The sequence below is a fragment of the Bradyrhizobium sp. CAR08 genome (assembly GCF_052871955.1).
In genome coordinates this window covers 71977-91980 of the sequence record NZ_JBIXJX010000018.1, presented here as the reverse complement: position 1 = coordinate 91980, position 20004 = coordinate 71977, and the positions used below count along the sequence as shown (strand labels likewise).

21 protein-coding genes are annotated in these 20004 nt (G+C 64.9%); 15 read left to right on the top strand and 6 right to left on the bottom strand.

The window, feature by feature from the left end:
* Window positions 1–3 precede the first annotated feature (3 nt).
* The 7 genes from ACIPUD_RS31035 (at window position 4) to ACIPUD_RS31005 (ending at window position 8566) form a co-directional block, all read left to right on the top strand.
* Complete coding sequence (locus ACIPUD_RS31035) at window positions 4–840, top strand: SDR family oxidoreductase (RefSeq protein WP_085359482.1); 837 nt, start codon at window positions 4–6, stop codon at window positions 838–840.
* Between the two features lie 52 nt (window positions 841–892).
* Window positions 893–1699 carry an NAD-dependent protein deacetylase gene (locus tag ACIPUD_RS31030; RefSeq protein WP_085348919.1) on the top strand — a complete coding sequence of 269 codons (807 nt, stop codon included), beginning with the start codon at window positions 893–895 and terminating at the stop codon, window positions 1697–1699.
* A gap of 141 nt (window positions 1700–1840) precedes the next feature.
* Window positions 1841–3925, top strand: a complete 2085-nt coding sequence (locus ACIPUD_RS31025) for a hydantoinase/oxoprolinase family protein (RefSeq protein WP_204512226.1) — start codon at window positions 1841–1843, stop codon at window positions 3923–3925.
* A 2-nt stretch (window positions 3926–3927) separates the two neighbouring features.
* Window positions 3928–5586, top strand: a complete 1659-nt coding sequence (locus ACIPUD_RS31020; protein WP_085359478.1) for a hydantoinase B/oxoprolinase family protein — start codon at window positions 3928–3930, stop codon at window positions 5584–5586.
* Window positions 5587–5625: 39 nt separating this feature from the next.
* Complete coding sequence (locus ACIPUD_RS31015) at window positions 5626–6624, top strand: TRAP transporter substrate-binding protein (RefSeq protein WP_018453766.1); 999 nt, start codon at window positions 5626–5628, stop codon at window positions 6622–6624.
* Between the two features lie 9 nt (window positions 6625–6633).
* Window positions 6634–7227 (top strand): TRAP transporter small permease subunit, encoded by a 594-nt coding sequence (locus tag ACIPUD_RS31010; protein ID WP_085348916.1) that lies wholly within the window; start codon window positions 6634–6636, stop codon window positions 7225–7227.
* Between the two features lie 34 nt (window positions 7228–7261).
* Window positions 7262–8566, top strand: coding sequence for a TRAP transporter large permease (locus ACIPUD_RS31005; protein WP_085348915.1), 1305 nt, complete (start codon window positions 7262–7264; stop codon window positions 8564–8566).
* A gap of 52 nt (window positions 8567–8618) precedes the next feature.
* On the opposite strand, the gene ACIPUD_RS31000 is transcribed toward ACIPUD_RS31005, so the two are convergent.
* Complete coding sequence (locus tag ACIPUD_RS31000) at window positions 8619–9263, bottom strand: glutathione binding-like protein (protein ID WP_085394692.1); 645 nt, start codon at window positions 9261–9263, stop codon at window positions 8619–8621.
* Window positions 9264–9379: 116 nt separating this feature from the next.
* Here ACIPUD_RS31000 and ACIPUD_RS30995 point away from each other — a divergent pair, with 116 nt between their 5' ends.
* Window positions 9380–10024, top strand: coding sequence for a TetR/AcrR family transcriptional regulator (locus tag ACIPUD_RS30995; RefSeq protein ID WP_018453770.1), 645 nt, complete (start codon window positions 9380–9382; stop codon window positions 10022–10024).
* Window positions 10025–10145: 121 nt separating this feature from the next.
* Here the strand turns inward: ACIPUD_RS30995 and ACIPUD_RS30990 are convergent, their stop codons facing one another.
* Entirely contained in the window at window positions 10146–12113 is a 1968-nt protein-coding gene (locus ACIPUD_RS30990; protein WP_446482177.1) for a cache domain-containing protein, read from the bottom strand.
* Between the two features lie 260 nt (window positions 12114–12373).
* The gene (locus ACIPUD_RS30985) at window positions 12374–13339 is read right to left on the bottom strand and encodes a 2-hydroxyacid dehydrogenase (protein ID WP_446482176.1); all 966 of its coding nucleotides are present in this window, start codon (window positions 13337–13339) and stop codon (window positions 12374–12376) included.
* A gap of 143 nt (window positions 13340–13482) precedes the next feature.
* Between ACIPUD_RS30985 and ACIPUD_RS30980 the strand changes: the two genes are divergently transcribed.
* The 4 genes from ACIPUD_RS30980 (at window position 13483) to ACIPUD_RS30965 (ending at window position 16247) form a co-directional block, all read left to right on the top strand.
* Window positions 13483–13851, top strand: a complete 369-nt coding sequence (locus ACIPUD_RS30980) for a YciI family protein (protein WP_085394691.1) — start codon at window positions 13483–13485, stop codon at window positions 13849–13851.
* On the top strand, window positions 13848–15185 hold the full coding sequence (locus ACIPUD_RS30975; RefSeq protein ID WP_446482175.1) for an RNA polymerase sigma factor: 1338 nt from the start codon (window positions 13848–13850) through the stop codon (window positions 15183–15185). Before ACIPUD_RS30980 ends, ACIPUD_RS30975 begins: the two co-directional genes overlap by 4 nt.
* Before the next feature lie 73 nt (window positions 15186–15258).
* Complete coding sequence (locus tag ACIPUD_RS30970) at window positions 15259–15795, top strand: SRPBCC family protein (RefSeq protein ID WP_085394689.1); 537 nt, start codon at window positions 15259–15261, stop codon at window positions 15793–15795.
* Between the two features lie 38 nt (window positions 15796–15833).
* Complete coding sequence (locus tag ACIPUD_RS30965) at window positions 15834–16247, top strand: VOC family protein (RefSeq protein ID WP_085394688.1); 414 nt, start codon at window positions 15834–15836, stop codon at window positions 16245–16247.
* A 96-nt stretch (window positions 16248–16343) separates the two neighbouring features.
* On the opposite strand, the gene ACIPUD_RS30960 is transcribed toward ACIPUD_RS30965, so the two are convergent.
* The 3 genes from ACIPUD_RS30960 to ACIPUD_RS30950 form a co-directional block, all read right to left on the bottom strand.
* The gene (locus tag ACIPUD_RS30960; RefSeq protein WP_085348911.1) at window positions 16344–16697 is read right to left on the bottom strand and encodes a hypothetical protein; all 354 of its coding nucleotides are present in this window, start codon (window positions 16695–16697) and stop codon (window positions 16344–16346) included.
* Window positions 16698–17130: 433 nt separating this feature from the next.
* Window positions 17131–17568, bottom strand: coding sequence for a hypothetical protein (locus ACIPUD_RS30955; RefSeq protein ID WP_018453779.1), 438 nt, complete (start codon window positions 17566–17568; stop codon window positions 17131–17133).
* A gap of 81 nt (window positions 17569–17649) precedes the next feature.
* Entirely contained in the window at window positions 17650–18438 is a 789-nt protein-coding gene (locus ACIPUD_RS30950) for an SDR family NAD(P)-dependent oxidoreductase (RefSeq protein ID WP_085348910.1), read from the bottom strand.
* Window positions 18439–18593: 155 nt separating this feature from the next.
* On the opposite strand from ACIPUD_RS30950, the gene ACIPUD_RS30945 reads away from it, so the two are divergent.
* From ACIPUD_RS30945 to ACIPUD_RS30935, 3 genes are all read left to right on the top strand, one after another.
* Window positions 18594–18956: a nuclear transport factor 2 family protein gene (locus ACIPUD_RS30945; RefSeq protein ID WP_085348909.1), complete on the top strand. Its 363-nt coding sequence runs from the start codon at window positions 18594–18596 to the stop codon at window positions 18954–18956.
* Between the two features lie 160 nt (window positions 18957–19116).
* Window positions 19117–19518 (top strand): YciI family protein, encoded by a 402-nt coding sequence (locus tag ACIPUD_RS30940; RefSeq protein ID WP_085348946.1) that lies wholly within the window; start codon window positions 19117–19119, stop codon window positions 19516–19518.
* Window positions 19519–19556: 38 nt separating this feature from the next.
* On the top strand, window positions 19557–19919 hold the full coding sequence (locus tag ACIPUD_RS30935; RefSeq protein ID WP_446482174.1) for a hypothetical protein: 363 nt from the start codon (window positions 19557–19559) through the stop codon (window positions 19917–19919).
* Window positions 19920–20004 lie beyond the last annotated feature (85 nt).

The window sequence follows — 20004 nt, the reverse complement described above, 5'->3', positions numbered from 1 at the left end:
ACGATGCCACATACCGACCGCTCGACCACCTTTTCTTCGCGCCTCGTCGGCCAATACGCGCTGGTGACGGGCGCCTCGCAAGGCATCGGCCGCGCCGTCGCCATTCGGCTTGCCCAGGAAGGCGCGACCGTTGCCATCAACTATGTCGATCATCCGGAAAAGGCAGAGGAGGTGCTCGCGTACGCGCGTACGGCATCGAGCGATCGCGGCCACGGCAAGCTCGACCATGTCGTCGTCAGGGCCGACGTCAGCAACGAGCAGGACGTAGCCGCGATGTTCGAGACGATCCTGGCGCGCTGGAAGCGTCTCGACTGCCTGGTCAACAATGCGGGCTTCCAGCGGGAATCGCCGAGCGAGGCGCTCGACATCGACACCTATCGCCGCATCATCGACGTCAATCTCAACGGCGCCGTGCTCTGCGCCCAGAAGGCGCTCGCGCATTTCGTTGCGCGCGGCGCAGGCGGCAGCATCATCAATTGCTCCAGCGTCCACCAGATCATCCCGAAACCCGGCTACCTCGCCTATTCCATCAGCAAGGGCGGCATGGCCAATCTGACACGCACGCTGGCACTCGAATTCGCCGGCCGCGGCATTCGCGTCAATGCGGTCGGTCCAGGCGCGATCGACACCCCAATCAACGCGGCCTGGACCGGCGATCCGGAAAAGCGCGGTGTGGTCACCAGCCACATTCCGCTCGGCCGTGTCGGCACGCCGGAGGAGATCGCCGGCGTGTTCGCCTTCCTCGCCTCGGATGAGGCCAGCTACATCACGGGGCAGACCATCTATGCGTGCGGAGGTCTGACGCTGTTTCCCGAATTCCGCGAGAACTGGGCAAGCTAGCGGGCTTCCTCGCCATCTGGCAAAACCGGCCTGCGCAGACTACATCTGCGTCATGGCAAATCATCCGCTCCGCGATTTCGTCGGACGGCACGAAAATCTGTTCGTGCTGACCGGCGCTGGCTGCAGCACCAATTCGGGCATCCCCGATTATCGCGACAGTCACGGCAACTGGAAGCGGACCCAGCCGGTGAACTTCCAGGCTTTCATGTCGGAAGAGCATACGCGTCGGCGCTATTGGGCGCGCAGCCTGATCGGCTGGCGGCGGTTCGGCCAGGCGAGGCCGAACGATGCGCATCACGCGCTCGCCCGGCTCGAGGCGAGCGGGCGTTGCGGAATGCTGCTGACCCAGAACGTCGACCGGCTGCATCAATCCGCCGGCCACCGCCAGGTGATCGACCTGCACGGCCGGCTCGATCTGGTCCGCTGCATGGGCTGCGGTCAAAAGACCCCGCGGAGCGAATTCCAGGAGACGCTCGGCCACGCCAATGCGGAATGGTTGACGCTCGACGCGGCCGATGCGCCCGACGGCGATGCGGACCTGGAGCATGCGGATTTTTCGTCGTTCAAGGTGCCGGCCTGCGAATCCTGCGGCGGCATCCTCAAGCCCGACGTCGTGTTCTTCGGCGAGACCGTCCCGCGCGACGTGGTCGTGACCGCGCAGGATCATCTGGCGCAGGCGGACGCCATGCTCATCGTCGGCTCGTCACTGATGGTCTATTCCGGTTTCCGCTTTGTGCAGGCGGCCGCGCAACGGCAAATCCCGATCGCTGCGGTCAATCTCGGACGCACCCGCGCCGATGATCTCCTCACGCTGAAGGTCGAGGAGCGCTGCGAAGCGGCGCTTGCATTCCTGCTCTGATCGCGCGGCCTGCGAACACGCCTTGCCTATTGCATGGGTGCCAAGCAGAATAGCTGGACGGCAGCATGTTCCTGTCATCCATGGCATGGAAATTGCTGCGCTTTTGTCCTCGGTCTTGACGATCAGCACGGAGAGTTTGGAATGCTTGAGGGAGCCGAGGTGCGGCTTGCCGTCGATATCGGTGGCACGTTCACCGACATCGTGCTGGACGTGGGCGAGGTGCGCAAGACGCGCAAATTGCTGACGACGCCGCAGCGGCCGGAAGAGGCGGTGCTGGACGGCATGCGGCTCATTCTCGCTGATGCGCGCGCCTATATCAGCGACATCGACGTCTTCATTCACGGCACGACGCTCGCGACCAACGCCATCATCGAGCGTCGCGGCGCCAAGACGGCGTTGATCGCGACCGAGGGCTTTCGCGACGTGCTCGATATCGGCACCGAGAGCCGCTACGACCAGTATGACCTCTCCATCGACAAGCCGAAGCCGCTGGCGCCGCGATCTTTGCGCTTCACCGTGCCCGAGCGCATCGACGCGCATGGCGCCGTCCGCCTCCCGTTGGACGAAGCGGCGGTGCGCGCGCTCGCGCCAAGATTGCGCGCGCTGAACGTCGAGAGCGTCGCAATCGCGTTCCTGCACTCCTACGCCAATCCCGAGCACGAGCGCCGCACGGCCGCGATCATCAGTGAGGAGATGCCCGGCATTTCCGTGACCGTATCGTCCGCGGTGTGCCCGGAGATCCGCGAATATGAGCGCACATCGACTGCAGTGGCCAACGCCTATGTGCAGCCGCTAATCGATGGTTATCTCGCTCGCATGTCCGACGCCTTGCAGGTCGAGCAGTACCGCGGCGCGATCTATCTCGTCACCTCCGGCGGCGGTGTCACCTCGATCGAGACGGCGCGGCGCTTTCCGGTGCGCCTCGTCGAATCCGGTCCTGCCGGCGGCGCCATTTTCGCGGCGCAGATCGCGGCGCGTCTCGGCGAGAGCAAGGTGCTGTCCTTCGATATGGGCGGTACCACGGCAAAGATCTGTCTGATCGAAAAATACCAGCCCGAGACCTCGCGCGTGTTCGAGGTCGATCGCGCAGCGCGCTTCCTGAAAGGTTCGGGTCTGCCGGTGCGGATTCCCGTGATCGAGATGGTCGAGATCGGCGCCGGCGGCGGCTCGATCGCCCATGTCGATGCGATGAAGCGCGTCACGGTCGGTCCTGAGAGTGCCTCGTCGGAGCCCGGGCCCGCCTGCTACGGCCGCGGCGGCCTGCGCCCGGCCGTGACGGATGCCGACGTCGCGCTCGGCATGATCGATCCGGACGACTTCGCGGGTGGCACGATCAAGCTCGACCCTGAACTCTCGAAGCAGGCGCTGCTGCGCAGCGTCGGCGAGCCGCTGGGTCTGTCGGCAGAGACTGCGGCCTATGCCGTGCACGAGGTCGTCTGCGAGAACATGGCGAGCGCGGCGCGCGTGCATGCGGTCGAGCGCGGTGAGATTGTCGGTCAGCACACGCTGATCGCCTTCGGCGGCGCGGCGCCTCTGCATGCGGCGCGCGTCGCCGAGAAGATCGGTGTCTCCCGCGTGATCGTTCCTTCCAATGCCGGCGTCGGCTCGGCCGTTGGCTTCCTCGCGGCTCCGATCGCCTACGAGCTGGTGCGCAGCCGTCATGTGCGGCTCGACGATTTCGACACCGAAGGGGTCTCCGATCTGCTCCAGGAGATGGTGACCGAAGCGCGTGCGCTGGTCGAGACGGGTGCGGCAGGCGCGCCGGTCCGCGAGCGCCGCGCGGCCTTCATGCGCTATGTCGGTCAAGGCCATGAGATCTCGATCGAACTGCCGAACCGGCGGCTGGCGACGGCCGATCTGGCCGGCCTGCGTCAGAAGTTCGAGGCGGATTATGCGGTGATGTTCGAGCGGCCGATCCCGGGTGCGGCGATCGAGGTCTTGAGCTGGTCGGTGCTTGCGACGACCGAGGCGCGCAATCCGCCTATTGTCGCAACCGTTACGCGCAAGCCCGCCGGGAAGGCGACCGGCAGCCGCAAGTTCTTCGATGGCCGGGTCGGGGAGGTGATCGAGATCCCGCTCTATCGCCGCGAGGACATGGCGCCAGGCGCGACGATTGCAGGTCCCGCCGTGATCGCGGAGGACGAGACCTCGACGTTCGTCTCCAACAGTTTTGATGCCCATATCGACGGTGCCGGCAGCATCGTCATGGAACGGAAGGCGGCCTGATCATGAGCAAGGCAAGCGGCGCGAGCCTGATCGACCTTCAGATCATGTGGCACCGGCTGATCGCCGTGGTCGAGGAGCAGGCGCAGGTGCTGCTCCGCACGGCCTTCAGCCCGATCGTGCGCGAATGCGGCGACCTCTCGGCCGGCGTGTTCGACCTCAAGGGACGGATGCTGGCGCAGGCGGTGACCGGCACGCCCGGCCACGTCAACTCGATGGCGGAATCGGTCAAGCACTTCATCGCCCACTTTCCGATCGAGACGATGAAGGAGGGCGACGCCTACATCACCAACGATCCCTGGATGGGCACCGGCCATCTCAACGATTTCGTCGTCACCACGCCCTGCTTCAAGGACGGCAAGCCGGTCGCGCTGTTTTCCTGCACCAGCCATCTCATGGACATCGGCGGCATCGGCTTCGGACCCGACGCCACCGACGTGTTCATGGAGGGGCTCTACATCCCCATGCTGAAGCTGATCGACCAGGGCGTCGTCAACGAGACGCTGATGGCGATGATCCGCACCAACACGCGGCTGCCGATCGACACCGAGGGCGATACCTATTCGCTCGCCGGCTGCAACGACGTCGGCTGCGAGCGCCTGGTCGAGATGATGACCGAGTTCGGCATCGACTCGCTCGATGCGCTCGGCGACTACATCTGCGACCGCTCGCGCGAGGCCGTGCTGGCCGAGATCGCCAAACTGCCGAAAGGCAGCTGGCGCAACACCATGGTGGTCGACGGCTATGATGAGCCGGTCACGCTGGCCGCCGTGCTGACGATCTCGGACGAAGGCATCCACGTCGACTTCGACGGCACCTCGGCCGCGTCCAGGTTCGGCATCAACGTGCCTCTGTCCTACACCATCGCTTACACCGTGTTCGGTCTCGGCTGCGTCGTCGCCTCCCAGATTCCGAACAATGCCGGTTCGCTCTCGCCACTGACGGTGTCGGCTCCCAAAGGCGCGATCCTCAATGCGCCAAAGCCGGCGCCGGTCGCCTCGCGCCACATCATCGGCCAGATGCTGCCCGATGTCGTGTTCGGCTGCCTGCGCCAGATCATTCCCGAGCGCGTGCCCGCGGAAGGCACCTCGTGCCTGTGGAATCTCAACGTGCGCGGCCAGACCCGCTCGGGCGCCGGCGGCAATTACGGATTTTCGATGGCGGTGACCTCCAATGGCGGGACCGGCGCGCGCTTCGCGAAGGACGGGCTGTCGGCGACCGCCTATCCCAGCGGCGTGCGCGGCACGCCGGTTGAGATCGCCGAGACGCAGACGCCGCTGATCTTCTGGCGCAAGGAACTGCGTCCGGATTCCGGCGGGGCAGGGCGAACCCGCGGGGGCCTCGGCCAGATCATCGAGGTCGGCAGCGGTGTCGATGCGCCGTTCGACATCCTGGCGGCATTCGATCGCATCGATCATCCGCCACGCGGACGTGATGGCGGCAAGAACGGCGAGGCCGGCTATGTCGGCCTGAAGTCCGGCAAGAAGCTGCGTGGAAAAGGCTTTCAGCAGGTGCCGCCGGACGACCGGCTGGTGGTGCTGACACCAGGCGGCGCCGGCATCGGCGATCCCCGGGAGCGCGCGCCGACAGCCGTCAACGACGACATCGAAAGCGGCCTCGTGTCTGCCGACAATGCGGTTGAAATTTATGGGCACACGCGATGACGCTTCAGGCGCCGTGCGCGTAGCAAACGGAGGGGCTCAATGATCACGCGACGGACTTTTACCGCGGGCGCAGCGACGCTGCTCGCAGCCGGCCACATCTCGACCCGCGCGCGAGCGGCGACGGTAAGCTGGGACATGTCGACGGTATGGCCCGACGGCAATTTCCACACCCAGAACGCGTTTGCCTTCGCGGAAGAGGTGAAGAAGCAGACGGCTGGCTCGGTCGCGATCACCGTGAAGGCCGGTGGACAGCTCGGCTTCAAGGGCCCCGAGCATCTGCGCGCCGTCCGCGACGGTCTGGTGCCGCTCGCCGATGTCCTCAATATTCAGCAGGTCGGCGACGAACCCTTCATGGGCGTCGAAAGCATTCCCTTTCTCTGCGGCTCCATGGACGAATTGAAGGTGCTGCACAAATACGTGCGGCCCGAATACGAGAAGGTCGCCGCGCGCAACAACCAGAAGATCCTCTACATCGTGCCCTGGCCGACGCAATATCTGCATCTCAAGGTCAAGGTCGCCGATGTCGACGGCTTGAAGAACATCAAGATCCGCGTGCCCGACAAGAACGCCGTCGACATGCTGGCCGTGGTCGGCATGGCGCCGGTGATGATTCCGTGGGGCGAGACCATCCCGGCGCTGGCGTCGGGCGCGGTCTCCGGCGTATCCACCTCGTCGGTGTCGGGCGTCGACGGAAAATTCTGGGAATTCCTGAAATACATCTACCCGACCAACCACGTCTGGTCGTCGCAGATGCTCACCGTCAACCTCGATTCCTGGAAGGCGCTGAGTGCCGATCAGCAGCAGCTCGTCGCCGGCATTGCCGCGAAGATGGAGCCGGGCTTCTGGGCGAACTCGCTCAAGGCGGACGTCGACAGCCTCAACCGGCTCAAGGAAGGCGGCATGGAGGTGGTGCCGGTCTCGGATGCCATGATCACGGACATTCGCGCCAAGACGGCGCCGCAGCTCGACGCTTTCGTCAAGCGCGTGCCGGCGGCCGACAAGCCGGTGCGGGCCTATCTCGCCGAAATGAAGCGCTGAGGACTTGCAGTGGCGGATGTTTTGCCTGCGTCGTCCCATAGTCTCAACGCGGCGGCGCCGGCGCCGCTGCGCATCCTGCTCGACGGCATCGACCGTCTTGGCCGGCTGGACGGCTGGATCGGTGGCGGCTGCCTCTTGATGCTGACGCTGCTGATGCTGTGCGAGGTCGCAACGCGCTTCCTCTCGAACTTCCTGCCGTTCTTTCCGCCCACAATCTCGATCGCGTGGGAGTATTCCTCCTATCTGATGGCGGCGTCCTTCACCTTCGGCGCCGCCATGACCCTGCGCGTCGGCGGCCATATCCGTGTCGTGCTGCTGCTGAAGAACGTCCCCGCTCCGTTTCAGCGCGCGATCGAAATCCTGTCGGCCGCCGCCGGCTTCGCCTTCATGGCCTTCCTGACATCATCGATGGCGAAGTTCGCCTTCGGCGCCTATGTGCGCGGCCAGGTCTCGACCTCGAGCGACACCCCGCTGTGGTTTCCACAGGCCGTCGTCACCTTCGGCATGCTGCTGCTGACGCTGCAGTTCCTGGCGCGCGTGATCCAGGCCGTGCTCGGCCTGCCGCTGGAGGACCACCGCATGAAGGCCTCGCCCGTCGAATGATCGCCCACGCGCCAGCCAGCAGACACCGGATACCATGACCATCGAAGTCGTTGCTCTCTTCGGGATCCTGTTTGCGCTTCTGGCATGCGGCGTATGGATCGGCCTGACGCTTGCGCTCACCGCAACGCTGCTGCTGGCGATGTTCCGCTCAATCCCGCTCGACAAGCTGCTGCCGCAATACGCCTGGAACATCTTGACGACGCAGGAACTGCTGGCGCTGCCGCTGTTCATCCTGATGGGCGAGTTGCTGTTTCGCACCCGTCTGTCACGTTCTCTGTTCCAGGGGCTCGCGCCCTGGGCGGGGCTTTTGCCGGGGCGTCTTCTGCATGTGAACGTGATCGGCTGCACCATCTTCGCCGCAATCTCCGGCTCGTCGGCGGCGACGACGCAGGTGATCGGCCGCATGTCCCTGAACGAACTGCTGCGCCGCGGCTATTCCCGCGACATCGCGATCGGCTCGCTCGCCGGCGCCGGCACGCTCGGCTTTTTGATCCCGCCATCCAACATCATGATCATCTACGGCGTGCTCGGCGACGTCTCGATCCTGAAACTGTTCACGGCCGGGGTGCTGCCCGGACTGCTGCTGGCCGCCACCTTCATGGGGTGGGTGATGCTGCACACGACCCTTAACCCCGGCATGGTGCCGGAGGCGGAAGCCAAGCTCTCGCAAGTGCCATGGCGCGAACGGTTTGCGGCGCTCAAGGACCTCGCGCCGGCGCTGTTCCTGATCGCCTGCGTGCTCGGCTCGATGTATGGCGGGCTGGCGACGCCGTCGGAGGCCGCCGCGGTCGGCGTGTTCGGCGCGGCGCTGGTCGCCTGGGCGCAGGGCTCGATGTCGCAGCAGGTGATGCGTGACGTGCTGATCGGCTCGGTCGTGACCTGTTCGATGATCGCGCTGATCGTGCTCGGCGCCTCGATCCTCGGCAACGCCGCGGCCTTCCTCGGCATCCCGCAGGCAGTCGCCGCCTTCGTGAAGGGCTTGGGGCTATCGCCGTTCATGCTGATCGTGGTGCTGATTATCTTTTATCTGATCCTCGGCTGTTTCCTCGATGGCTTCTCGATGATCGTGATGACGCTGCCGATCGTGCTGCCGATCGTGAAGGGCGCGGGCTTCGACGAGATCTGGTTCGGCATCTTCCTCGTGCTCGCGGTCGAGATGGCCCAGATCACGCCGCCGGTCGGCTTCAACCTGTTCGTGATCCAAGGCCTGACCGACGACGGCCTCGGCTACATCGCGCGCGTCACGATGCCCTATCTCCTCATCATGGTCGGATTCGTGCTGCTGCTGACGCTCTGGCCCGGCATAGTCACGATCCTGCCGAGGGTGTTGTACGGATAGATTGCGCCGTCCCGGCCGCTCAGCCGGGACGGCGCGCCTCAATCGTCAAAGCTTACGCCGCGGCCTTCTTCCGCGCCTGCTCGGCCTTGTACAGCTCGAACTCTTCCTCGATCGCCTTGGCGATCGAGGGCCGTTGACGCAGGCGTTCGTAATAGGCCTTCACGTTCGGCCATTTGGCGAGCTCGATCGGCGGCGTCGCCATGGTCCAGTTGATGACCGTGACGAGATAGGCGTCGGCGACGCTGAATTGGTCGAGCAGGAAGTCGCGCCCCTTCAGGTAATTGTCGAGATAGTCCAGCCGCGACAGGTTCTTCTCCAGCGCGTAGGCTTTCGTCTCCTGCGGCGCCTTGCGGTCGAGCACCGGGATGAACAGGCCCTTGTGCAGCTCGGTGCCGATGAAGCAGAGCCATTGATGCAGTCGCGTGCGCTCGATGCCCGCTGCGGCTCCGAGACCCGATTGCGGGAAGCGGTCGGCGATATATTGCAGGATCGCGGCGTTCTCGGTCAGCACCACGCCGTCGTCCGTCCGCAGTGTCGGCACCAGGCCGATCGGGTTCACGGTTCGAAAGTCGGTGCCGTCGCTCAGCACCGTCTTGGTCGGCGGATCGACTTCGAGATAATTGGCTTCGGCGCCGGCTTCATACAGCGCGACGCGGCTCGCCATCGAACAGGCGAGCGGCGAGAAATAAAGATCCATCTTGAGCCTCCTTGGGCAATTCTTCGATGTGACTTTTGGAGTGGCGCTCAACCTGGCCAGATTGATTTTTGTACTGTCTTGCATATTATGGAGTTGGTCAAGGATTAAATTGCGAAATGGTACAAAAATCGAAGCCGCCAGCTGCTGCCACTGAGCCCAAGCGCCGCGGCCGTCCGCGCGCCTACGAACCCGAGGTCGCGCTCGGCAAGGCGCTCGACCTGTTCCGCACGCAGGGTTTCGCCGCGACCTCGCTCGACGATCTCAGCGAAGCCACCGGCATGAATCGCCCGAGCCTCTATGGCGCCTTCGGCGACAAGCGCGAGCTCTACATCAAGAGCTATCAGCGCTACCGTGAGGACGCGCGCGCATCCATGGTGGAGATCTTTCGCCAGGAGATGCCCGTGCGCCAGCGGCTGGAGCGTATCTTCGCCTCCGCGCTGAACATCTATCTGTCCGGCGCAACCGGCCCGCGCGGCTGCTTCACCGTGGTCACGGCGGCCTCCGAAGCGGTCGGCGATCCCGACATCCGCGCCATGGTGCTCGATGGCCTTAACGAACTCGACAAGGCGTTTGCGAGTTGCTTCCGCCGCGCCAAGGAGAAAGGCGAATTGCCCGAAAGCGCCGATCCCGCCGTGCTGGCGCAGCTCGCTTCAGCGACCGTGCACTCAATTGCCATTCGTTCGCGCGCGCGCGTGTCGCGGAAGGATCTCGAGGCGATCGTGAAGGGAGCGATCGACGTGATGGTGGGACGAAAGAGCTAGGCGGTTGCGTGGCGCGAGCTAACGTCGTCCTGGCGAAAGCCAGGACCCCTAGCCACCGAATCTGGTTTGGCGAAGATTCGGAGTTGCCGCCGTCGCGCCGCAGCTCCTCCCTGTAGCCCGCCTAAGCCGCGCGAATATGCGCGAGGAAGCGGTCCACCTCGTCCCGCAGCCGCTGCGATTGCTTTGACAGCTCGATCGCGGAGCCCAGCACCTCCTCCGCTGCTGTTCCCGTCGCGGCGATGCCGGCGGTGACGCCTGCGATGTTTTGCGAGACCTCGCCGGTGCGGGCGGCTGCCTGCTGCACGTTGTGGGCGATCTCCTGCGTTGCGGTGCCCTGCTGGCCGACGGCGGCGGCGATCGCGGCGGAGATCTCGTCGACCTCCTGGATCGTTGCGCAGATCGACTGGATGCCGTCCACTGCGCCGGTGGTCTCGCCTTGTACCGCCGTGACCTGGGCGCCGATCTCCTCGGTCGCTTTGGCGGTCTGGGTTGCCAGCGCCTTCACCTCGGAGGCGACCACCGCAAAGCCGCGGCCGGCTTCGCCCGCGCGCGCCGCCTCGATCGTCGCGTTGAGTGCCAGCAGATTGGTCTGCTCGGCGATGCCGCTGATGAAGGAGACGACGTCGCCGATTTTTTGCGCGGCGTCGGCCAGACTTTGCACGCGCTCGTTCGACCGTCGTCCGTCGCTCGCGGCTTTGCCGACCACCGCGGTCGCGTGCGCAAGGCGCCGGCTGATCTCGGTCATGGACGACGACAGCTCTTCCGCGGCGGCAGCGACCGTCTGCACATTTTCCGAGGCGAGCGCCGAGGCCGACGACACCGTGCCGGTCTGCTGCCGCGACCGCTCGACGATATCAGACATCGAGCGCGCCGTGTTCTCCATCTCGACCGCGGCCGAGGAGACCGTGGTGACGACCTCGCGGATGCTGGCTTCGAAATTGTCGGCGAGCGCGGCGAACGCGCGTCGCTTCTCCGCTTCGGATTGCGCCTTAGTGTCGGCCTGTTCGGCCTGGAGCCGGTTGAAGTTGACGGCGTTGTCGCGGAACACCGCGACAGCCTTGACCATCGCGCCGACCTCGTCATTCGCCTTGCTGACGGGGACGGTGACATCGAGGTGTCCGTCGGCCAGCTCGCGCATCACGCTGGTGATGGAAATGATCGGGCGCGAGATGCTGCGGGCGATGAGATAGCCGACGATGGCGGCGAGCACGAGCCCGAGCGCGGCGATGCCGAATGCCAGCAGCCAGGCACGGTCGGCGGAGGCCACATAGTCGGCATTGTCCATCACCAGTTCGACGGCGCCGAGCGGCTTGCCGGAAAAATCCCTGATCGGTCCGAGCAGCGCCGCTACCGGCGTCGTGTCGAGCTTGGCCTGCCGTACCGTGAAGTCGCCGCCGGCGGCGCGGCCGTAATCGGCCGCATCGAAGAAGCTCTTCCCCTTCAGCGTGCCGCCGAACAGCTTGAAGCCGCCGCCGTCCGCGAGATGGAAGGCGATGTCGACATGGCGGTTGGTCTTGAAATCGTCGAGGAAGGACTGGCCGAAGGTCAGGCCAAACTCCACTGAGCCGAGATGCTTGCCGCCTTGCGCGATCGGCACGACGCCGCGGATGCCGAGCCCAGCCAAGCCGCCCTCGAGGCCGACCACGACCTTGCGCTCCTGGTTGGCCATGATCACGGTTTTGCGGAAGCCCGAGAGGTCGTCGCCAAATTTAGCAGGCTGGTGCACGCGCAGGAACGAGGTCGCGGGCGCCACGTGGAACTGGAACTGTTCGACGCCGTACTCCGATTTGGTCGCAGCAAACACCGGCCCGAACAGGCTGATCAGGGCATTGCGATCCTGTTTGGCCATCGCGTCCTGCGTTGCCGGCATCGCGGCGACGACGGCGCTCATGGCGGCGGCGCGCTGGGATTCCTCGGCAATTCGCGACTGGAGCGCGTCGTAATGACTGCGAAGCTCGCGCTGGTCGGCCCGGTCGATGATGCCGGAAATGATCCACATCGCCCCGAGCACGGCGAACAGGGCGGTCGCCGCCGCCGTCACCGCCAGCGCAACCGTGATCCGCATCCTGAGGCCGAGCGTGAAGCGCATGTCCGACTCGTTCGTTGAGCGTTGATTAAGGAGACCTATCAACTTCTCGCTAAGAGAGGGTGAACGGGATGCCGGCCGAGCGGGTGCCTTCGGGGGTGACGGAGTGACCAAAGAAGTCTGGTGTCGGGGGGGGGTTGTGCCCCCCGGCAACCACGGGGGGGGGGGGGGCGGTCGTCCCCCACGATGTAGGGGGTCGTCCTGGCTTTCGCCAGGACGACACGGAGGGTAGGGAGCGGTCGTGCCTTTTTCAGGCGTGCGGCCTAATACCCCCGCGTCCGGTCCACCACGTTCTCCAGCACACCACACGCCTCGAACCGCGCGATCTGCTCGGCGACATAGGCCGAGATCGCGTCGGCGTCGGTGTCGGCGGCGTTGTGCGGGGTCAGCAAAACCTTGGGATGGGTCCAGAACCGGCTGTCCGCCGGCTGCGGCTCCTGTACGAAGACGTCGAGCGAGGCGGCGCCCAGCGTGCCGTCGTCGAGGCAGGCCAGGATGTCGGCTTCATTCTGGAGGCCGCCGCGGCCGGCGTTGATCAGCACGGGCGCACCGAGCGGGCTCTTGCGGTTGAGCTTGGTGAAGACGTCGCGGTTGAGGATGCCGTGTGTATCAGGCGTCAGCGGCAATAGGCTGACGAGAATATCGGTCGTGCGCAGGAACGCGTCGATTTGCCCGGCGCCATGGAAACATTCGACACCCGCGATGATACGCGGGCTGCGGCTCCAGCCGGCGACGCGGAAACCAAGCTGCCGCAGCACATCGGCCGCATCAGTACCGAGCGTGCCCAGGCCCATGATACCCACCGTGACGGCGCTCGCTGGCCATTGATAGGTCGGCTCCCAGCGCTTTTCGCGCTGCGACTGGCGCAGATAAAGCTCCTGGCGGTGGTGCATCAGCACGTGCTGCACGACGTATTCGGTCATGCGGCCGGTCAGATCAGGCACGGCCACGCGCACCAGCGGCACGTTCGGAAGGCTCTTGTCCGCCATCAGCGCGTCGACGCCGGCGCCCAGATTGAAGATCGCACGCAGATTGGGGAAAGAGCCGAGGTCGCCCGGCACCGGCTTCCACACCGCGGCATAATGCACCTCGGCCGGATCGAGCCCGGCATCGGGCAGCAGCACCACGCGGCGGCCGCCGCAGACGGCGTCGAACCGGGCCTTCCAGCGCTCAGGCAGCCAGTTCTGCTGCGTGCTGTTGATCAGGACGGCCAGGGTGCCAACGGTCATTCGAAGTGCCTCTTTAAGTTCCGCTTTTGAAGGCCCTCCTTGGCACGATCTGCCGGATTTTTCTTGCAATTTTTTTCCGCAGCCATGTCGGGGCAAGGCATACTGGATCGTCTTCAAAACAAGCGCTCAGAGAAGGTACTGCCATGCTTTATGCGATCCTTTGCTATCACGACGAGGACTTCGTCGGCTCATGGAGCAAGGACCAGGACGAGGCCGTGATGAAGAAGCTCGCCGTGGTGCAGGAAGGTCTCGCGAAGCAGGACAGGCTCGGCCCGGTGGCGCGGCTGCTGCCGACCACTGCGGCAGCGACGCTGCGCAAGGAGGACCCGCCACTGGTGCTCGACGGCCCCTACGCTGAGACCAAGGAGCAGTTGCTCGGCTTCTATATCGTGGATTGCAAGAATCTCGATGACGCACTCGATGTCGCCCGCGACCTCGGTGCCGCCAATCCCGGCGGCGCCTACGAGGTGCGCCCCGTCGGCGTGTTCAGTCCCGGAGGGAATCTGAAATGAGCGAAGCCGATACCGCCTGGATCGAGACCGCGCTGACCTCGGCGCGCCCCCAGGCGGTCGGCGCGCTGCTGCGCTATTTCCGCGATCTCGACACCGCCGAGGAGGCCTTCCAGAACGCCTGCCTGCGCGCGCTGAAGACCTGGCCGCAGAACGGACCGCCGCGCGATCCCGCCGCCTGGCTGATCATGGTCGGCCGCAACGTTGCCATCGACGAGGTGCGCCGCACCCGCAAGCAGCAGCCGCTGCCGGAGGACGACCAGGCGATCTCCGATCTCGACGACGCCGAGGGCGCGCTCGCCGAGCGGCTCGACGGCTCGCACTACCGCGACGACATCTTGCGGCTGATGTTCATCTGCTGCCATCCAGGGCTGCCGGCGACGCAGCAGATCGCGCTGGCGCTCCGCATCGTCTGCGGCCTGACGGTGAAGCAGATCGCGCGCGCCTTCCTGGTGTCGGAAGCGGCGATGGAGCAGCGCATCACGCGTGCCAAGGCCAAGGTCGCGGAGGCCGGGACGCCGTTTGAAACGCCGGGCGCGGTCGAGCGTTCGGAGCGGCTCGCCGTTGTCGCGGCGATGATCTATTTGATCTTCAACGAGGGCTATTCGGCGAGCGGCGACACCGCCGAAATCAGAAAGCCGCTGTGCGAGGAAGCGATCCGGCTGGCGCGGCTGCTGCTGCGGCTGTTCCAGAGCGAGCCGGAGATCATGGGGCTCACGGCGCTCATCTTGTTGCAGCATGCGCGCAGTGCCTCGCGCTTTGCCGCGGATGGCTCGCTGATCCTGCTGGACGACCAGGATCGTTCGCTGTGGAACGGCACGATGATCGCGGAAGGCCTCGCGCTGATCGACAAGACGATACGCCATCGCCGCAGCGGGCCCTACCAGATCCAGGCCGCGATTGCCGCGCTGCATGCCCGCGCCTCCACGCCTGAGGAGACCGACTGGGCGCAGATCGACCTGCTCTATGGTGCGCTGGAGGTGGTGCAGCCCTCGCCGGTGGTGACGCTCAACCGCGCGGTCGCGGTTTCCAAGGTGCGCGGACCGCAAGCCGCGCTCGACCTGATCGAGCCGCTGGCGCCAAAGCTTGCCAACTACTTCCATTTCTATGGCGTGCGCGGCGCCTTCCTGATGCAGCTCGGCCGCAACGACGAAGCCCGCGTCGCCTTCGACCGCGCCATCGCCCTCGCCAACACGTCCGCAGAAGCCGCTCACATCCGCATGCATCTCGATCGCCTGATCCGGGACAGCCAGCCCAAGGGCGCCAATGGCGGCGCCAGGCAAGACGCTAAGGTCGAAGGCGCAAAGGTGAAGAGGGAGCGCCTGCCTCGGGCATAACAAATTTTTCCGCTTCGCCTTGTCGGGCCCGGTCCCCTCCCTTCGTCCTAGGAGCGTATCCAGGGAGCCATTCATGCTGAAAGCCATTGCCGTCATCGCCATCCTGCTCGCGGTCGGAATCGTGGGCGTGCTCGGCTTTGCCCTGACGAAGCCCGACACATTCCGCGTCGAGCGCAGCCTCGCCGTGAAAGCGCCGGCCAATGCAGTCTATCCCTTGGTTGCCGATTTCCATCGCTGGACAGCCTGGTCCCCCTACGAGGGCCGCGATCCCGCCATGAAGCGCACCTTCGGCGGAACTGCGGAAGGAAGGGGCGCGACCTATGCCTGGGACGGCAACAACAATGTCGGCGCCGGCCATATGGAGATCCTCGAGGCGAGTGCGTCGTCAAAACTACGCATCAAGCTCGATTTCGAGCGGCCTTTCGAAGGCCACAACACCGCCGAGTTCACCTTTGTGCCGCAAGGCGATGCCACACTGGTCACGTGGGCGATGTCCGGTCCGGCCCCGTTCCTGTCCAAAGTCATGCAGGTGTTCGTCAACATGGACAACATGATCGGCAAGGATTTCGAGGCGGGCTTGGCCAGCCTGAAGAAGCTCACCGAGAAGTAGCGCCGTCACCCCGAACCAAAGCAAAAAGGAGAGAAACGATGCTCAATGCCTATCTGTTCTATCAGGACACCTGCGAAGCGGCGTTCAATTATTACGCCAAGGTTCTCGGCGGCAAGATCGACGCCATGATGCGTTCTTCGGACGCACCGCCGGACATGGCTGCGCCGCCCGGCCGTGAGAAGACGATCATGCATGCGCGGATGTCGCTGCCCGACGGCAGCGTGCTGATGGCCTCCGACGCACCAAGCGAACATTTTCACAAGCCGCAGGGCTTTTCGATCTCGCTCACGGTCGCGGACCCGGCGGAGGGCGAGCGCAAGTTCAACGCGCTCGCCGATGGGGGCAACGTCACCATGCCCTTCAGCAAGACGTTCTGGGCCAAGGGTTTTGGCATGTGCGTCGACAAGTTCGGTATTCCCTGGATGGTGAACTGCCCGGCCGAGGAAATGTGACAGGCGCGATCGCCTGACGCGCTGAACGGCGATCCCCTCTCCCCTACGATGCGGGAGAGGGGCGCCCATGAGGACGTCGCGTCGACCGCGTGCCCCTCAGCGGATCGATCCGGTCACGTCATTGCTCGGTGGCTGGGAGGAGGGAACGCAGCGCGGACAGATCACGAGCTTTGTCCCGAGCTGCCTGTCATTCTCCGCTTCGATTTCGTCATGGATTGCCCACCACGCCGCGGAGTACGGGCGCAAGGTGCCGAGGACTCTCTCCCGCTCCTGATTCGGATCACTCGCCGCGGGAGCTTGGGTCGCCACGCGACGCTTGATGACGGAGGGACGGTTCGGATCCTGACCGAGGCCGTCCCATGCGATCGGACGGCGATCCTGCGCAGGCGCGACCACGCATCCCATGAGCGTTGCGCAAAAAGTGAGCAAGACGAAGCCGTGTCGCATCATGCCGGACCCTTGGGTGTTGTATGCGACGCGCCAAGTCCGCTTACCGAAGCTTGCGTCGCACCGCTCAAATGGAACCTAAGGGAAACGCGTGGCCGACATGGCCGAATATGAATTCTGCTGTCGCACCACATTGCGAGAGCAGTGAGGCCGCTTCGTGAAATGATGCGGACCGCATCGCACAACAACTGGCGCAAGATTAGGCTGTGAACTCCGGGACAGAATCGTTATTTATTTCGTCATAAATTCTAAAAACTGGGGCGGGCGGACTTGGAAGGGGAGCGACCGATGGCGGCGGCGCTGCAGATCAACTTTGCACTTTGGGGTATGCTCATCTGCGCGAGCATGGAATTGACCGAGTTGATCCAGAGTTTTTACTAGACCTCTCGAAGCGGTGACCGGCGCAATTTTGGCGGGCGATTGCGTCCGCCGATCATCACCGGCAACGCGGATAGATCGCGGCGAGGTCGCGTCCCTTCAGCAGAAGCAACCGCGACGAGAGGCCGCCGCGGCGGCTGATCCAGTCACGCACCGGGCCGGGATAGGCCGCAAGCACCGCATCTGATGCTTCCGGCTCGGCGTAGAAGCGTCCGCGCCGATCGACCGATCGCGCCGCGTGGAAGCCGAGCACGGCGCGTTTCGTCACGCAAATCCGCTCGCCCGGCACGATGCTCAGTACCAGTGTGCAGGCGGACAGGCAGGGACCATCGATCACCACGCGCTCGCCGCTCTCGCGCACCTTCTCGAACAAATCGAGGAACGGCCCGACCTGTCCACCGGGCGACTGGATGATGCGGATTTCGGCCGAGGCAGGCGTGGCGGCGAGCAGCGCGGATGCGAGGATCAGGGCCCTGAGAAAGGTGACGCGCCGCATGAAGCCTCCGCGAATTCGAGTCCGTAGGATAGGCCGACGAGAAGAGGTGGTAACGCTTCGCTAGGCCAACCTACGCGGTGCCTACCCGTTCCTCCGCTCGCCGCGCAGCGTCGGCAGGCCGATGCCTGCCGCATCGAAGCCGCCATCGACGGCCAAAATTTGTCCGGTGATGTAGCTCGATCGTTCCGAGCACAGGAAGTAGATGGCTTCGGCGAGTTCCTCTTCCAGGCCGTAGCGGTTGAGCGGAATGGCGTCGTGATAATCGGCGCGGATCTCGCTGGTGTGCACCTGCTTCGCCATCGCGGTGTCGACCGGTCCCGGCGCGACCGCGTTGACGCGGATGTTGAGGGACGCGAGCTCAACCGCGAGCTGCTTGGTAAGGTGCGCGAGGCCGGCCTTGCTGGTGCCGTAGGCCGAGCGCAGCGTCGAGGCGCGCACTGCCGAGATCGAGGTGATGTTGACGATGGCGCCGCCATTGCCGTCGCGCATCAGCGGCACCGCCGCCTTGGTGCAGAGGAACGGGCCGGTGAGGTTGACCTCGAGCACGCGCCGCCAATCGGTCTCCGACGTCTCCATCAGCGGCGCGAACACGGCAATGCCGGCATTATTGACGAGCGCATCGAGCCGGCCAAACCGCTGTTCGACCGTCGTCATCGCGGCGGCAACCGCGGCTGCGTCCGAGACGTCGCAGGTCAACGCCAGCGTGGCCTCGTCCCGGCCGATCTCGGCGACCGCGCAGCCGAGCAACTCGCCCTCGATGTCGATCAACGCCACCCGCCAGCCCTCGCTCAAAAACTTCTTCGCGGTCGCAAGCCCGATGCCACGCGCGGCTCCGGTGACGAGGGCAACGCGGTGCGGGGTAGGGGGCATTGGCTGATCGGTCCTTATGAAAGATTGGGTCGCGCAAACGCGAGCCTCTTTTACTTCGCTTTCGTCCCGACGAGGAAGGCCTTAACTCGAAGGCACGATGTCGGGACGGTCCTCGATGGATCGTCTTCCAGGGACCATTGCCAGGGAGATCCGCAATGTCCAACCACGAGCGCCAGATTCGAGACCTTTTCGCCGCTTATCTCGGCAACGACCGGCAACGGGTCGCCGACGCGTTGGCGGACGATTTCCGCTTCACCAGCCCGTTCGACGACGATCTCGACAAGGCGGCTTATTTCGAGCGTTGCTGGAGGGACACCGGCTGGATTGCGCGGCACGACATCGAGCGGATTTTCGTCCAAGGCGACGAGGCCTTCGTCACCTATCTCTGCCGGGCGACAGATGGCAGGAGCTTTCGCAACACCGAGTTCTTCACCTTCGCCGGCGGCAAGGTTCGCCGCATCGACGTCTATTTCGGCGCTGCCCGGCAGGACGGGCGTTTCCTGCCGCAGGCGCGCTAGCGCCAGCCAATAATCGCCAGAATAATTTTCGTCACCTGTCGGTTTCGTCAAGGTTCCTTCGTCTTGGAGGTGAGGGTGGGCGGCCCGGGCCGTCGCTCCCGCCCATCCGGAGTGGCGCCTCGCCGCGCAACCCGAACGAAAAAGCACGCAAGGAGTGCTCATGCGATTCATGATGCTGATGATCCCGCTCGGCTACGAGACCGCGGCGCCCGACGTTCAACTCGATCCCGAGCGGGTCGCTGCGATGATGCGCTACAACGAGGCGCTGAAGGACGCCGGCGTGCTGATCACGCTCGACGGCCTGCACCCGCCCTCGATGGGCGCGCGCGTCTCGTTTGCGGCCGGCAAGCCCATCGTGACCGATGGTCCGTTCGCCGAGGCCAAGGAGGTCCTGGGCGGCTACTGGATGATCGAGGTTGCCTCGCGTGCCGAGGCGATCGCCTGGGCCAGGCGGTGTCCGGCCGCACCGAACGAAATCATCGAGATCCGTCAGGTGCAGGAGATGAGCGACTTCCCGCCTGACGTGCAGGAGGCCGCCGGTTTCGGCGACCTGAAGAAATAGCCGCAGCTTCGTCTATCCATCACCAAAGGAGAGAACCGATGAGCACCGACACCTATCTCGCCGTTTTCCTCGGCAGCAAGACCAGTTCCAAATGGACCGCATGGAATGCGATGCCCGAGGCCGAGCGCAAGGCGAAAGAGCAGGCGGGCATGGCGGCGTGGAAAGGCTGGGTCGAAAAGCACCAGGGCGCGATCGAGCCCATGGGCGGCCCGCTCGGCAAGACCAAGAAGGTCGACGGCAAGGGCATCGCCGACATCGCCAACGAGATGGGCGCCTTCACCGTGGTGCGCGCAGCGTCCCATGAAGCCGCGGCGAAGATGTTCGAGAACCACCCGCACTTCACGATCTTCCCCGGCGAACGCGTCGAGATCATGCCGGTGCTGCCGATCCCTAGCGGCTAGGATCTCGGGCCGCCTCGCCGGACCGGGAAGAATACGGGCTGATCAACCCGTCGCCGCTAGTGACCTTCACCGCCGGCTCATGTAA

Bases quoted from the DNA above. Each gene is read 5' to 3' on its own strand.
- ACIPUD_RS31020 (WP_085359478.1), top strand. From the start codon at position 3,928: ATGAGCAAGGCAAGCGGCGCGAGCCTGATCGACCTTCAGATCATGTGG.
- ACIPUD_RS31030 (WP_085348919.1), top strand. From the start codon at position 893: ATGGCAAATCATCCGCTCCGCGATTTCGTCGGACGGCACGAAAATCTG.
- ACIPUD_RS30950 (WP_085348910.1), bottom strand. From the start codon at position 18,438: ATGCCCCCTACCCCGCACCGCGTTGCCCTCGTCACCGGAGCCGCGCGT.
- ACIPUD_RS30990 (WP_446482177.1), bottom strand. From the start codon at position 12,113: ATGCGCTTCACGCTCGGCCTCAGGATGCGGATCACGGTTGCGCTGGCG.
- ACIPUD_RS30995 (WP_018453770.1), top strand. From the start codon at position 9,380: ATGGTACAAAAATCGAAGCCGCCAGCTGCTGCCACTGAGCCCAAGCGC.
- ACIPUD_RS30955 (WP_018453779.1), bottom strand. From the start codon at position 17,568: ATGCGGCGCGTCACCTTTCTCAGGGCCCTGATCCTCGCATCCGCGCTG.
- ACIPUD_RS31035 (WP_085359482.1), top strand. From the start codon at position 4: ATGCCACATACCGACCGCTCGACCACCTTTTCTTCGCGCCTCGTCGGC.
- ACIPUD_RS31015 (WP_018453766.1), top strand. From the start codon at position 5,626: ATGATCACGCGACGGACTTTTACCGCGGGCGCAGCGACGCTGCTCGCA.
- ACIPUD_RS30970 (WP_085394689.1), top strand. From the start codon at position 15,259: ATGCTGAAAGCCATTGCCGTCATCGCCATCCTGCTCGCGGTCGGAATC.
- ACIPUD_RS31025 (WP_204512226.1), top strand. From the start codon at position 1,841: ATGCTTGAGGGAGCCGAGGTGCGGCTTGCCGTCGATATCGGTGGCACG.
- ACIPUD_RS30940 (WP_085348946.1), top strand. From the start codon at position 19,117: ATGCGATTCATGATGCTGATGATCCCGCTCGGCTACGAGACCGCGGCG.
- ACIPUD_RS30960 (WP_085348911.1), bottom strand. From the start codon at position 16,697: ATGATGCGACACGGCTTCGTCTTGCTCACTTTTTGCGCAACGCTCATG.
- ACIPUD_RS30965 (WP_085394688.1), top strand. From the start codon at position 15,834: ATGCTCAATGCCTATCTGTTCTATCAGGACACCTGCGAAGCGGCGTTC.
- ACIPUD_RS31000 (WP_085394692.1), bottom strand. From the start codon at position 9,263: ATGGATCTTTATTTCTCGCCGCTCGCCTGTTCGATGGCGAGCCGCGTC.
- ACIPUD_RS30945 (WP_085348909.1), top strand. From the start codon at position 18,594: ATGTCCAACCACGAGCGCCAGATTCGAGACCTTTTCGCCGCTTATCTC.
- ACIPUD_RS31005 (WP_085348915.1), top strand. From the start codon at position 7,262: ATGACCATCGAAGTCGTTGCTCTCTTCGGGATCCTGTTTGCGCTTCTG.
- ACIPUD_RS30935 (WP_446482174.1), top strand. From the start codon at position 19,557: ATGAGCACCGACACCTATCTCGCCGTTTTCCTCGGCAGCAAGACCAGT.
- ACIPUD_RS30980 (WP_085394691.1), top strand. From the start codon at position 13,483: ATGCTTTATGCGATCCTTTGCTATCACGACGAGGACTTCGTCGGCTCA.
- ACIPUD_RS30975 (WP_446482175.1), top strand. From the start codon at position 13,848: ATGAGCGAAGCCGATACCGCCTGGATCGAGACCGCGCTGACCTCGGCG.
- ACIPUD_RS30985 (WP_446482176.1), bottom strand. From the start codon at position 13,339: ATGACCGTTGGCACCCTGGCCGTCCTGATCAACAGCACGCAGCAGAAC.